The organism is Pseudomonas sp. TE6283, assembly GCF_054060555.1.
On sequence record NZ_JBSSDH010000007.1, the window covers coordinates 160,877 to 173,258 of the forward strand.

Consider the following 12,382-nt stretch of genomic DNA (forward strand, 5'->3'; position numbering starts at 1 on the left):
CTAGCGAATCTGGTGCTTGTGCAACAACCGATAGAACGTCGGCCTGGAAACGCCCAACACCTTGGCCGCGATGCTCAGGTTGTCGCTGTGCCGGTTCAGCACATCGCACAGCGCCTGGCGCTCGGCCCGGTGCTTGTAGTCCTCCAGCGTGCCCAGCGGCTGGTCCTGCTCCTGCAGCTCCTGCAGGCCCAGGTCCTGCGCCTCGATCTGCCGGCCCTCGGCCAGCACCAGGCCGCGGCGCACCCGGTTGGCCAGCTCACGAACATTGCCCGGCCAATCGTGGCGCCCCATGGCCGCCAAGGCGCCCTCGCTGAACGAGCGTGGCCGGCGCCCCGTCTCGGCGCTGTAGAACTGGGAAAAATGGCTGGCCAGCATCGACAGATCGCCATGCCGGTCACGTAGCGGAGCGGTCACCACCTGCAGGACGTTGAGCCGGTAGTACAGGTCCTCGCGAAAGCGTGCCAGCGCAATGGCCTTCTCCAAATCCACGTGCGTCGCCGCCAATACCCTGACGTCCACCGCGATGGGCTGATTGCCCCCTACCCGCTCGATGTGCTTCTCCTGCAGAAATCGTAGGAGATTGGCCTGCAGCTCCAACGGCAGGTCACCGATCTCATCAAGGAACAGGGTGCCACCATTGGCCGCCTCGATACGTCCCACCTTGCGCTGGTGCGCCCCGGTGAACGCGCCTTTTTCATGGCCGAACAACTCGGACTGGATCAGGTGCTCGGGGATGGCCCCGCAGTTGATGGCGATGAACGGTTTGTCGCGCCGTTGCGATTGCCGATGCAAGGTACGCGCCACCAATTCCTTACCCGTGCCGCTTTCGCCCCGGATCAACACCGGCGACTCGGTCGGCGCCAGCTTGCCCAGCAACTTGCGCAGCTCACGGATCGGCCGGCTCTCTCCAAGCAGTTCGTGTTCGGGCTCGTCCACCCGCACCGTGCCCTTGCCGCGCAGCCGCGCCATGCCGAAGGCGCGGCCCAGGGTAACCTGCACTCGCGAGACGTCGAACGGCAGGGTGTGGAAATCGAAAAACCACTCGCAGACGAAATCGCCGACATTCTGCAGGCGCAATTCTTCGGCGCTGAGCACGGCGATCCATTCGGTGTTGCTGCGCTTGATCAGGTCCTTGACCGCCTCGGGGTGCAGCAGGTGCGAGGCTTGCAGTCGTACCAGGCCCACATCGCAGGGCTGCTCCATCGCAGCCTCGAGCGTGCAACTTCGCACATCCCAGCCGACGCTGCGCAGGCCCGGCAAGAGGCGGTGGCAATCATCGCAGGGGTCGACGATCAGCAAGCGGCGCAGGGATGCGGTATCGGGCATGACCTTTCCTTGGCGCCAGATTTTGGTTTTTTAACTATAAACAGTCAGTTGCGACGCCCGAATTAACAGTAGCAATGAACTTGACGCTCCCCACTACCGTTGGTCAGCCCGGTAAGAACTCCGCATGCCGGGCCGGGAATTTTCCAACTCGATTACCGTCTTAGGCGCGATGGACAGGTAGGGAAACATCGCCGATATAAAAAAAATTCAACGGTCATGTGACTTGAACCCTGACCTGGAGCATCAGTACGAATAACCCCGCGCTGTACACTTTTGTGGAATAACACCGCGGCACTTTATTTCGCTGTTTGGGACCATGAGAGAGACCGAACCATGAACGCCCCGCTCCGTGTCAACGAAGCACTGCTGATCGCCGACCACGCCTTCGAACCCTTCCAGTGCGTAGCCTGGGATGCCCCTAACGGTACTGGTGAACTGAGCCTGGCAGTGATCGACCGGACCAGCACCCGTATCGGCAGCAAGCAAGTGTCCTCGCGCGTCTATTCCGACCCCGCGCAATGGGCCAGCCTGATCGAGGAAGTGCGCGCCGAACTGTCCGGCAAAGGTTACGACCTGCAACCCTGGTCGATGCCGAAGTAAAAGATCATGGTACTGCAAGTGCGTGGCCACCACGCACTTGTGCAAGTTTCCCCACATTCGGGGATAACTTGGTCAATTGCGACATCCTGTCGCAGTTACATCCTTATTTGATCACCGCGAACTGCTCGATATGCCGATAGTCGGCCTGCAGTTGTTCGGCAAGTTGGCGTGCCCGGCCAATGCGCACCGCCGCTGTTTCCATATCCACCAGCAATGTGCTGCAAGGTAGCGGTTGCAACGCCGCACCCTGTTGCAGGCGGCCATCGGTCAACACCAGGCAGCGCTGGGTTTCATGGGGAAGGCGCTTGCGCCGGGCCAACAACCACTGACGTGCCTCCTCCAGTGCCGCCGGCAACGGTGTACCACCGCCCGCCCCCAGCGCCTGCAACCACGGCTGTAACGCCGCCGAGGCTTTCAGACCATGGCGTTGCCATTGCGGTCGGTTGCCACTGGCTGTCAGCAAGGCCAGCCGTGCACGCTGACGGTAGGCCTCATCGAACAACCCGGCCAGCAGCCCCTTGGCCTGGGCCAGTGCCTGATTGCGCCGGGTCGACGCCGAGGCATCGACGATCACCAGCCACAATTCCGGCGCCTGGGCTTGGCGCTGCTGCCAACACAGGTCGCGGCGCTGGCGTGGCCGGCCCTTGAGCAAAGTCGCCAACCAGGCGATACGCCCGCTATCGCTGGTGCGCGGGCGGCCCCGGGAAGCCCCCGTCAAATGGCCGACGCGAGGCCTGGCATCCGCCACCCGATCATGGCGCGAGCGGATGCTCAGGGCTTTTTTGCCCAGTTCGGCACCTCGCGCCGAGCCCCCGTGGCTACCGGCTGGGCAGGCAATGCCCCCCAGTCGCCCTGACCGCCCGGCGCCTCCTGCGCACTCGCCTGCCCGCCAGCCGAAGTGGCCTGGGGTGGCGGCGCCTCGGTGCGGCGCCGATGACGCAGGGCAAACTCGGCAACCGCCTGCACATCCACCTCCTCGATCACCGAGCTCCCCCGCCAGGCGGCATGGGCCCGCGCTGCGCGCAACCAGACCAGGTCGGCGCGCAGGCCGTCCACGCCAGCGGCGAAGCAGCGTTCGGTAATCCAGGCCAGGGCCTGGTCGTCCAGGGCGATCGATGCCAAGCGCTCACGCGCCGACCGACAGCGCTCGCGCAACGCCGCCTGCTGCGCGGCCCACTGTTCGCAGAACGCCTGCGGATCGCTGTCGAAGGCCAGCCGGCGCCGAATGATCTGCTGACGCGCCTGCGGCGCTGGCAAACCTTCCAGGGCCACGTTGAGGCCAAAACGGTCGAGCAACTGCGGACGCAGCTCGCCCTCCTCCGGGTTCATGGTGCCGATCAGCACGAAGCGGGCGGCATGCCGATGGGAAATGCCGTCGCGCTCGATGCGGTTGGTGCCGCTGGCGGCCACATCCAGCAGCAGGTCCACCAGGGGATCGGGCAACAGGTTGACTTCATCGACGTACAACACCCCACCGTCAGCATGGGCCAGCACGCCCGGCGAGAACCGTGCCTGGCCCTGGCCGAGGGCGGCATCCAGGTCGAGGGTGCCAACCAGGCGCTCCTCGGTGGCCCCCAGCGGCAGGGTCACGAACGGACCGTCGCCTAGCAGATCGGCCAAGCCCCGGGCCAGGGTGCTCTTGGCCATGCCACGCGGGCCTTCGATCAGCACGCCGCCGATCTTCGGGTCGATGGCGGTCAGGCACAGGGCCAGCTTGAGGTCGTCGGCGCCAACCACGGCGGCCAGGGGAAATTGCACGGGATCGCTCATGTTCAGCTGTCTTCCTCGCCGGCGAGCAACTGCTGCTCGAGGCTTTCACGATAGTCGCCCGGCGCCTGCCACAACCCGCGCTGCTGGGCTTCCAGCAGGCGTTCGGTGAGGTCGCGCAGGGCTTCGGGGTTGTGCTCGCGCATGAAATCGCGGGTGGCCGGGTCGAGCACATAGGCATCGGCCAGCCCTTGGTAATGATGATCGTCGATCAGGTGGGTGGTGGCGTCGAAGGCGAACAGGTTGTCGACCGTGGCCGCCAGCTCGAACGCGCCTTTATAGCCATGACGCTTGGCACCGTCGATCCACTTGGGGTTGAGCGCCCGGGCACGGATCACCCGGTTGAGTTCTTCCTTGAGGGTACGCACCTGGGGCCGGTCGGCCTGGCTGTGGTCGCCGTGGTAGCTGGCCCGCGAGGTGCCGGCCAGGGTTTCGGCAGCCGCCAGCATGCCACCCTGGAACTGGTAATAATCATTGGAGTCAAGCAGGTCGTGCTCGTGGTTGTCCTGGTTCTGCAGCACCGCCTGGACCTGGGCCAGGCGCTGGACGAACGCGGCGCGGGCCGGGGTGCCTTCGTCAGCGACGCCGTAGGCGTAGCCACCATGATTGAGGTAGACCTCGGCCAGATCGTCGCGGCTGTGCCACAGGCGACCATCGATAGCGCTCTGCACACCCGCCCCGTAGGCGCCAGGCTTGGCACCAAACACCCGCCAACCGGCCTGTCGCGCCGCCTGCTCGGCCTCGACTCCGGCCCCGAGCAGCGCTTGGCGCTCGGCGCGCACCCGCGCGGCCAGAGGATTCAGGTCGTCCGGTTCGTCCAGCGCCGCCACCGCCTGCACGGCGGCGTCGAACAGGCGGATCAGGTTGCCGAAGGCATCGCGGAAAAAGCCCGACACCCGCAGCGTCACGTCCACCCGCGGCCGGTCGAGCAGGCTCAGCGGCAGGATTTCGAAGTCATCGACCCGTTGGCTGCCGGTGGCCCACACCGGGCGTACGCCCATCAGCGCCATGGCCTGGGCGATATCGTCGCCGCCGGTGCGCATGGTCGCCGTGCCCCACACCGACAGGCCCAGCTGGCGCAGGTGATCGCCGTGATCCTGCAGGTGGCGCTCGAGGATCAGGTTGGCCGAGGCGAACCCCAGGCGCCAGGCCGTGGCGGTGGGCAGGTTGCGCACATCGACGGTATAGAAGTTGCGCCCGGTGGGCAGCACGTCCAGGCGGCCGCGGCTGGGCGCGCCGCTGGGCCCGGCCGGGACGAAACGCCCGGCCAGGGCCGCCAGCAGGCCATCGATCTCGGCGCCGCCGCAGGCATCGAGGTCGGGCGCGACCTGCTCGACGAGCGTGCGCAGCACCGCGCGCACCGCCTCCCACTGCGCCTCGTCCGGCAGCGCCACGGCGCCCATCAGGGCCTGCTCGATCAATGACAACGCCAACAACTCCAGGCGCTCGCGAGTATCGCCACAGGTTCGCCAGAGGCTGGCGTCGAGTTGCGCCAGCAGGTCCGGGCGCGGCCCTTCCCAGGCCTGCCCCAGATCGCAATCCAGCGGATCGAAGCCCAGCGCCAACGCCTTGGCCAGCTCACGGATCAGGCTGGCGTTACCGCCCCTGCCATCGCCTCGCGCCACCCGCAGCAACGCCAGCAGCGTATCGCTGCGCAAACGCCCCTGCGGCGACTGGCCGAACACGTGCAGGCCGTCGCGGATCTGCGATTCCTTCAGGTCGCACAGGTAGGTGTCAAGCCGCGGCAGCCAGACCGCCGCGTCCTCCATCTGGCCTTCGAGCTGCAGTTCGCGGTCGATATGGTGGGTCTTGACCAGTTCGAGGATGTCACGTTGCAGCTCGCGGGCACGGCGTGGGTCGAGCAACTGCGCCTCGTAGTATTCATCGGCCAGTTGCTCCAGGTGGCGCAGCGGGCCATAGGTCTCGGCACGGGTCAACGGCGGCATCAGGTGGTCGATGATGACCGCCTGGGTGCGGCGCTTGGCCTGGGCGCCCTCGCCCGGGTCGTTGACGATGAACGGGTAGATGTTGGGCAACGGGCCGAGCAAGGCATCCGGCCAGCACTCGGCGGACAGGCCCACGCCCTTGCCCGGCAGCCACTCCAGGTTGCCATGCTTGCCCACATGGATCACCGCGTCGGCGGCATAGCCGTTGCGCAGCCAGAAGTGGAACGCCAGGTAGCCGTGGGGCGGCACCAGGTCCGGGTCGTGGTATACGGCGCTGTGGTCCACCTGGTAGCCCCGCGCCGGCTGGATGCCGACGAAGGTCAGGCCGTAGCGCAGGCCGGCGACCATCATGCGCCCACTGCGGAACATCGGGTCCTGCTCGGGCGGCCCCCAGCGCTCCAGCACGGCGCGCTGGTTGGCCTCGGGCAAGGCGGCAAAGGCGCGCTGGTAGTCGGCCAGGGCCAGGCTCTGGGCGCAGGGGCGCTGGTCGAGATGGTCGAGGTCGTTGGTGACCCCGCCGAGCAACTGGTGAATCAGCTCAGTGCCGCTGTCAGGCAGGCCGGCCACCGGATAACCCTGCGCCTGCAGGGCCTCGAGGATATTGAGCGCCGCGCCCGGCGTGTCCAGGCCGACGCCATTGCCGATGCGCCCGTCGCGGGTCGGGTAGTTGGCCAGCACCAGGGCCACGCGCTTTTCCTGGTTGTCCAGGCGCGCCAGGGTCACCCAGCGCCGTGCCAGTTCGGCGACGAAGTCCATGCGTTCGGGATGGGCCCGGTAGCAGACCACATCGGACTGGCTGCGCTCGCTGCGCCAGGCCAGGTCCTTGAAACTCACCGGCCGGGTGATGATACGCCCGTCCAGTTCCGGCAAGGCGATGTGCATCGCCAGGTCGCGGGCTCCCAGGCCCTGCTCGCTCTGCTCCCAGCCAGGCTGGTTGTCCTGGGCGCAGATCGCCTGCAGCACCGGCACATCGCGGCGCAGCGGACGCAGGTTGGGTTGCTCGGGACTGGACAGGGCGAAGCCTGTGGTGTTGATCACCACCTCGGCCTGCACCTCGTCGAGCCAGGCCTCGACCTGGTCCAGGCAGGCGCGTTCCTTCAGGCTGGCCACGGCAATGGGCAATGGATTCAGCCCGCAGGCCTGCAGGCGCTGGCAGAACACATCGATGAACGCCGTGTTGGCCGCCTGCAGGTGCGAACGGTAGAACAGCAACGGCGCCACCGGATGTTCCGGATTCCACTGGGCGTACCAGTCCTCCAGGCGCGCCGTGGCCTTGGCCGGGTGATAGACCGCCGTGCGCGGCAAGGGCTGCGGCTCATCCCACGGGTAATCACAACCCAGCCATTGGCTGGCCAGGCAGTTGAACAGGTTAACGGCGTTGGTCTTGCCGCCCTGGCGCAGGAAGTGCCAGAGGCGCTCGGCCTGTTCGCCGCGGACCGTGCCCAGGTCGGTAAGCTCAGGATCGGGGCGGTCGTCGCCGGGCACCAGGATCAGCTCGACCCCACGCCCCGCCAGTTCGACCAGTTGCTCGACACCATAGCGCCAGTAGCCGACGCCGCCATGCAGCGACACCAGGATCACCTTGGCATGGCGCAGCACCTGGTCGACATACAGGTCGACCGAGGCATGGTTCTGCACCTGCATCGGGTTGGCCAGGCGCACGCTGGGGAAGTGCGCCGGCAGCTGCTCGGCGGTTTCGGCGAGCAGCGCCAGGTGTGAATCACCGCTGCAGAGGATCACCAGGTCGGCGGGGGTCTGGCCGAGGTCGGCGATGCTGTCGTCCGGCACGAAGCCGCCGGGTTGGGTCCGCAGCAGGTGCATGGATCAGGCGCCCAGGGCCTGGCGCAGGCGCGCTTCCAGCTGTGCGGCGTCCAGCGCCTGGCCAATCAGCACCAGGCGAGTGATGCGTGGTTCATCGCTGCGCCAGGCGCGGTCGAAATGCTTGTCGAAGCGGGTGCCCACACCCTGGATCAGCAGGCGCATCGGCTTGCCTGGAATCGCGGCGAAACCCTTGGCGCGCAGGATGCCGAACTCGGTGACCAACTGGGTCAGGGCGTCGAGCAGCAGGCTCTCGTCGGCCTCGGGCAGATCGATGGAGATCGAGTCGAAGGCGTCGTGGTCATGGTCGTCATGGTCATCGCCGTCGTGATGCGAGTCGTGATGGGTACGGCGACCATCGATATGCGCCTCGGACTCGGCGCCCACGCCCAGCAGCACTTCCAGCGGCAGGCGACCACTGCTGGCCTCGATCACCTTGACCGCCGGCGGCAGCTCCTCGGCCACTTCGGCACGGACCTTGGCCAGGCCCTCGGTGTCGATCAGATCGGCCTTGTTCAGCACCACCAGGTCGGCGCTGGCCAGCTGGTCGGCGAACAATTCATGCAGCGGCGACTCATGGTCGAGATTGGGGTCGAGCTTGCGCTGGGCATCGACCTGCTCCGGGTAGGCGGCAAAGGTGCCGGCAGCCACGGCCGGGCTGTCGACCACGGTGATCACCGCGTCGACGGTGCAGGCGTTGCGGATTTCCGGCCATTGGAAGGCCTGTACCAGCGGTTTGGGCAAGGCCAGGCCGCTGGTCTCGATAAGGATGTGGTCGAGGTCGCCGCGACGGGCCACCAGCTCGCGCATCACCGGGAAGAACTCTTCCTGCACGGTGCAGCACAGGCAACCGTTGGCCAGCTCATAGACGCGGCCGTTGGCCTCTTCCTCGGTGCAGCCGATGCTGCACTGCTTGAGGATCTCGCCGTCGATGCCCAGCTCGCCGAACTCATTGACGATCACCGCGATGCGGCGGCCCTGGGCGTTGTCGAGCATATGGCGCAGCAAGGTGGTCTTGCCCGAGCCGAGGAAGCCGGTAACGATGGTGACGGGAAGCTTGGCCAGTGTTTTCATGTCGCGATGCCCTTGGCAGCAATGGCGCGGGCATGCAGGACGACAGCCACGGCCCTGCCGGCCTGGCGCGTTCGCCACCGGATCACCCCGCCCGGTTGAAAGTCGAAAACGTCACGAGGCAGGTCTCCTGGCTCGCACCGCTGCGGCTCGCCGGCCGGTGGGCCGGCGCCTTCCCGCGCGCCTGCGCAGTGGCTGTGCCGAACCCTTCAGTGCTTACAGTTGCGGGGGCAGCCGCGGCTTGTACCGCGTTCCCGTCTTAGCTCGGGCCAACGCCCGAGAACCTCGCAGCGGCAAGGCTACGCAGTGCCTGCCTGGCGGTCAACCGCCACGGCGATTGACGCGGGCCCGGCCCCGTGATTTGCTAGCGCATTGCGTTCAGGTGCCCCCGACGGGGGTGAAACGGGAAACCGGTGCGTCGCGTGTCCACTCCAGGAGCCGACAAGGCCGGTGCTGCCCCCGCAACGGTAAGCGAGAGAAGCGTCCGGACCACTGTGCCAACAGCAAGGCATGGGAAGGTGACGCGCCACGGAGTCCTGCTCCACCTCGCCAGCCCGGAGACCGGCCTGACACGTGCTCACAGTACACCCCGCGGTGGGCGGGCGTCGTCGTATCACCTGGGCCAATCGTGCCCGGGGTCGTCGCGCATGCCCGTTGCCACAACAAAAGCAGCAGAGGAACGCGTCATGCCCATCACCAGCGCCAAACACAGTATCGCCACCCCCGTCAGCCTCAGCCAGCGACTGATCATCGCGGTCGGCGCCAGCCTGCTGGGCCTGTGCCTGGTGTACTTCGCCGGTTTCTCGCACATCGAGGCAGTGCACAACGCCGCCCACGATACCCGCCACAGCGCCGCCTTCCCCTGCCACTGAGTAAACCCGCATGATTACGCGTCTCGCCCGTACCGCGGGTTTCAGCGGCCTGCTCGCGGCCCTGTTGCTGACCCTGCTGCAGAGCTTCTGGGTCGCCCCACTGATTCTCCAGGCGGAAACCTACGAGTCCGCCGCCCCGGTCGCCGAACACCATGAGCACGGCGACGCCGCCGCGCCCCACGAGCATGAGCACAGCGCCGAAGCCTGGTCGCCGGAAGACGGCTGGCAGCGCGTGCTGTCCACCACCGGTGGCAACCTGGTGGTCGCCGTCGGTTTCGCCCTGATCCTGGTCGCCCTCTACAGCCTGCGTGAACCGAACCGCGTGGCCACCGGCGCGCTGTGGGGCCTGGCCGGCTTCGCCGTGTTCTGCCTGGCGCCGACCCTGGGCCTGCCCCCGGAGCTGCCCGGCACCGCCGCCGCCGACCTTGGCCAGCGCCAGAACTGGTGGATCGGCACCGCTGCGGCCACCGCCGCCGGCCTGGCATTGCTGGTGTTCGCCCGGCACTGGCTGTTCAAGGCGCTGGGTGTCGCCCTGCTGGTGATCCCGCACCTGATCGGCGCGCCACAGCCGGCCGTGCATGAAAGCCTTGCGCCGCAAGCCCTCGAGACCCAGTTCAAGATCGCCTCGTGGCTGACCAACGCCGCGTTCTGGCTGGCCCTGGGCCTGCTCAGCGCCTGGCTGTACCGTCGCTCCAGCCAGGCCTGATGCGCGACCTGCCTGCCCAGCCGGCGTTGTACGCCGGCTTTGGCTGTCGCCGTGGCTGCCCGGTGGAGACGCTGGCAGTGCTGCTGCGCCAGACCTTCACCCGCAACGCCCTGCCCCTCTCGGCCCTGCGCGCCATTGCCAGCATCGAGCCCAAGGCCCGCGAGCCCGGCCTGCTGGCACTGGCCGAACGCCTGGGGCTGCCGTACATCTGTTTCGACGCCGCGCACCTGCTGGTCTTCGAACCGCAGCTCAGCCAGCGTTCACCCACGGCGTACGCGCAGACCGGCTGCTGGGGCGTCGCCGAAAGCGCCGCACTGGCCCTGGCCGGCGACCATGGCCGCCTGCACGTGCCGAGGCAGGTCCTCGGCAGCGCTACCCTGGCCCTGGCCATCGGCGGATAGTCCGCCACTCTTCTATACAAGGAACCCCCATGACGGTCTATTTCATCGGCGCCGGCCCCGGCGATCCCGAGCTGATCACGGTCAAGGGCCAGCGCCTGATCCGCCAGTGCCCGGTGATCGTCTATGCCGGCTCCCTGGTCCCCGCCGCCGTGCTGGAAGGTCACCAGGCGCACACGGTAATCAACAGCGCCGAACTGCACCTGGAGCAGATCGTCGAGGCGATGCGCCAGGCTCACGCCAACGGCGAGGACGTGGCGCGCGTGCACAGCGGCGACCCCAGCCTGTACGGCGCCATCGGCGAGCAGATTCGCCACTTGCGTGAACTGGGCATCGACTACCAGATCGTCCCCGGCGTCACTGCCACGGCTGCCAGTGCCGCGCTGCTCGGCTGTGAGCTGACCTTGCCCGATGTGGCGCAGACCGTGATCCTCACCCGTTATGGCGACAGTTCACCGATGCCGGCCGGTGAGCAACTGGCGGACCTGGCCCGCCACGGTAGTACCCTGGCCATCCACCTGGGCGTGCGCCACCTGTCCCGCATCATCGAGGACCTGCTCCCGCATTATGGCGCCGACTGCCCGATCGCAGTGGTCCATCGCGCCACCTGGCCGGACCAGGACTGGGTAAAGGGCACCCTGGCGGATATCAGCGAGCGCGTGACCGCAAAAGGCTTCCGGCGCACAGCGCTGATCCTGGTCGGCCATGTGCTGGGCGATGCGCCGTTCGCCGACTCGGCCCTGTATCGCGCCGGCCGCGCCCATCTCTACCGCCCCGGCTCGTGAAGCGATTGCCGACCGGGGCGTGACGTAGCACACTGGCTTTTCCAACTGGACGGAAATCAAGCCCATGCTCGAACTGCGCCCCAACTGCGAATGCTGCGACACCGACCTGCCCGCCGAAAGCCCGGATGCGCTGATCTGCTCGTTCGAATGCACCTTCTGCCGAGCCTGCAACGACCGGCACTTCCACCACCACTGCCCGAACTGCGGCGGCCAGCTGGTGGCCCGCCCGACCCGTGTCGGCAAGGCGCTGGACAACAACCCCGCCGCGACACAGCGTGTGCACAAGCCGCACGCGCCCTGCGCCTGAACCTCGCTTGTAGGACTTTTCTACAGGTTGGTGTAGGTTTTTCAACACACCTATACTCGCCTATTACCAAGGCTCCTGAATATCCGTAAGGTGCGCGCTGCCCAGCAAGCCTGCTGTCCAGCGCCTATAGATGGCTGGAAGCTCGCTGCACTTTGACAGGAGTTACCTGAATGACATCCGTGCTGTTGGTCGATGACCATCACATTGTTCGACTCGCCGTACGCATGCTGCTCGAACGTGAACGCTTCACCGTCGTGGGGGAAACCGGCAAAGGCAAGGAAGCTGCCCGCCTGGCCGAACAGACCAAGGCGGATGTGGTCATCCTCGACATCGGCCTACCGGACCTCGACGGCATGGAGGTGATCAAGCGCCTCAAGCTGATCGACCCACCGCCACGGATCATGGCCCTGACCGGTCAGCCAGCCGACCTCTATGTGCGTCGCTGTATGGACGCCGGCATCTCGGCTTTCGTCAACAAGGACGAAGACCTCGATGCCCTGGTCTTCGCACTCAAGGCCTTGGTCAAGGGCTATTCGACCTTCCCGCAGATGGCGGTCAACAGCAACACCCTGGAAAGCGAGACCGAGCGCCTGGCGCTGCTGTCCAACCGGGAAATGGAAGTGCTGCGCCGACTCAGTGCCGGCCAGAGCAACAAACTGATCGGCGAGCAGATGAACCTCAGCGCCAAGACCATCAGCACCTACCGTGGCCGGATCATGGAGAAACTCAAGGTCGAGTCGCTGGTGGAAATGGTGGACCTCGCCAAACGCAACTACGTGGCCTGAA

12 protein-coding genes and 2 riboswitches are annotated in these 12,382 nt (G+C 66.8%); of the genes, 7 read left to right on the forward strand and 5 right to left on the reverse strand.

The window, feature by feature from the left end; translation table 11 throughout:
- Positions 1–1,326 carry a sigma-54 dependent transcriptional regulator gene (locus tag ACVWZ5_RS12315; protein ID WP_062574247.1) on the reverse strand — a complete coding sequence of 442 codons (1,326 nt, stop codon included), beginning with the start codon at positions 1,324–1,326 and terminating at the stop codon, positions 1–3.
- A 333-nt stretch (positions 1,327–1,659) separates the two neighbouring features.
- Here ACVWZ5_RS12315 and ACVWZ5_RS12320 point away from each other — a divergent pair, with 333 nt between their 5' ends.
- Positions 1,660–1,926 (forward strand): hypothetical protein, encoded by a 267-nt coding sequence (locus ACVWZ5_RS12320; RefSeq protein WP_028690802.1) that lies wholly within the window; start codon positions 1,660–1,662, stop codon positions 1,924–1,926.
- 103 nt (positions 1,927–2,029) lie between these two features.
- Here ACVWZ5_RS12320 and ACVWZ5_RS12325 read toward each other — a convergent pair whose 3' ends face one another.
- From ACVWZ5_RS12325 to cobW, 4 genes are read right to left on the reverse strand one after another with little or no spacing between them, the layout of a single operon-like run.
- Positions 2,030–2,644: a vWA domain-containing protein gene (locus ACVWZ5_RS12325; protein WP_232532181.1), complete on the reverse strand. Its 615-nt coding sequence runs from the start codon at positions 2,642–2,644 to the stop codon at positions 2,030–2,032.
- 53 nt (positions 2,645–2,697) lie between these two features.
- Complete coding sequence (locus tag ACVWZ5_RS12330) at positions 2,698–3,696, reverse strand: ATP-binding protein (protein ID WP_062574248.1); 999 nt, start codon at positions 3,694–3,696, stop codon at positions 2,698–2,700.
- A gap of 2 nt (positions 3,697–3,698) precedes the next feature.
- A complete protein-coding gene (gene cobN / locus ACVWZ5_RS12335; protein ID WP_186599813.1) occupies positions 3,699–7,460 on the reverse strand; it encodes a cobaltochelatase subunit CobN in 3,762 nt (1,253 codons plus the stop codon).
- Positions 7,461–7,463: 3 nt separating this feature from the next.
- Positions 7,464–8,531, reverse strand: a complete 1,068-nt coding sequence (gene cobW, locus ACVWZ5_RS12340; protein ID WP_062574250.1) for a cobalamin biosynthesis protein CobW — start codon at positions 8,529–8,531, stop codon at positions 7,464–7,466.
- Positions 8,532–8,631: 100 nt separating this feature from the next.
- Positions 8,632–8,831: riboswitch (cobalamin riboswitch) on the reverse strand.
- A 61-nt stretch (positions 8,832–8,892) separates the two neighbouring features.
- Positions 8,893–9,112, forward strand: a riboswitch (cobalamin riboswitch).
- Between the two features lie 102 nt (positions 9,113–9,214).
- On the opposite strand from cobW, the gene ACVWZ5_RS12345 reads away from it, so the two are divergent.
- The 6 genes from ACVWZ5_RS12345 to ACVWZ5_RS12370 all read left to right on the forward strand — a co-directional run bounded on the left by ACVWZ5_RS12345 (position 9,215) and on the right by ACVWZ5_RS12370 (position 12,381).
- Complete coding sequence (locus ACVWZ5_RS12345) at positions 9,215–9,400, forward strand: CbtB domain-containing protein (RefSeq protein ID WP_062574251.1); 186 nt, start codon at positions 9,215–9,217, stop codon at positions 9,398–9,400.
- Between the two features lie 10 nt (positions 9,401–9,410).
- Complete coding sequence (locus ACVWZ5_RS12350; protein WP_084942187.1) at positions 9,411–10,106, forward strand: CbtA family protein; 696 nt, start codon at positions 9,411–9,413, stop codon at positions 10,104–10,106.
- Positions 10,106–10,507 carry a cobalamin biosynthesis protein gene (locus ACVWZ5_RS12355; RefSeq protein ID WP_457340637.1) on the forward strand — a complete coding sequence of 134 codons (402 nt, stop codon included), beginning with the start codon at positions 10,106–10,108 and terminating at the stop codon, positions 10,505–10,507. The genes ACVWZ5_RS12350 and ACVWZ5_RS12355 overlap by 1 nt, the downstream gene beginning before the upstream one ends.
- Positions 10,508–10,536: 29 nt before the next feature.
- On the forward strand, positions 10,537–11,289 hold the full coding sequence (cobM, locus tag ACVWZ5_RS12360) for a precorrin-4 C(11)-methyltransferase (RefSeq protein WP_062574254.1): 753 nt from the start codon (positions 10,537–10,539) through the stop codon (positions 11,287–11,289).
- A 64-nt stretch (positions 11,290–11,353) separates the two neighbouring features.
- Complete coding sequence (locus ACVWZ5_RS12365) at positions 11,354–11,596, forward strand: DUF1272 domain-containing protein (RefSeq protein ID WP_062574255.1); 243 nt, start codon at positions 11,354–11,356, stop codon at positions 11,594–11,596.
- Between the two features lie 170 nt (positions 11,597–11,766).
- Complete coding sequence (locus tag ACVWZ5_RS12370; protein ID WP_084942190.1) at positions 11,767–12,381, forward strand: response regulator transcription factor; 615 nt, start codon at positions 11,767–11,769, stop codon at positions 12,379–12,381.
- Position 12,382 lies beyond the last annotated feature (1 nt).

Coding starts and splice junctions, on each gene's coding strand:
- cobN (WP_186599813.1), bottom strand. CDS start 7,460: ATGCACCTGCTGCGGACCCAACCCGGCGGCTTCGTGCCGGACGACAGC.
- ACVWZ5_RS12315 (WP_062574247.1), bottom strand. CDS start 1,326: ATGCCCGATACCGCATCCCTGCGCCGCTTGCTGATCGTCGACCCCTGC.
- ACVWZ5_RS12350 (WP_084942187.1), top strand. CDS start 9,411: ATGATTACGCGTCTCGCCCGTACCGCGGGTTTCAGCGGCCTGCTCGCG.
- ACVWZ5_RS12330 (WP_062574248.1), bottom strand. CDS start 3,696: ATGAGCGATCCCGTGCAATTTCCCCTGGCCGCCGTGGTTGGCGCCGAC.
- cobW (WP_062574250.1), bottom strand. CDS start 8,531: ATGAAAACACTGGCCAAGCTTCCCGTCACCATCGTTACCGGCTTCCTC.
- cobM (WP_062574254.1), top strand. CDS start 10,537: ATGACGGTCTATTTCATCGGCGCCGGCCCCGGCGATCCCGAGCTGATC.
- ACVWZ5_RS12355 (WP_457340637.1), top strand. CDS start 10,106: ATGCGCGACCTGCCTGCCCAGCCGGCGTTGTACGCCGGCTTTGGCTGT.
- ACVWZ5_RS12320 (WP_028690802.1), top strand. CDS start 1,660: ATGAACGCCCCGCTCCGTGTCAACGAAGCACTGCTGATCGCCGACCAC.
- ACVWZ5_RS12345 (WP_062574251.1), top strand. CDS start 9,215: ATGCCCATCACCAGCGCCAAACACAGTATCGCCACCCCCGTCAGCCTC.
- ACVWZ5_RS12365 (WP_062574255.1), top strand. CDS start 11,354: ATGCTCGAACTGCGCCCCAACTGCGAATGCTGCGACACCGACCTGCCC.
- ACVWZ5_RS12370 (WP_084942190.1), top strand. CDS start 11,767: ATGACATCCGTGCTGTTGGTCGATGACCATCACATTGTTCGACTCGCC.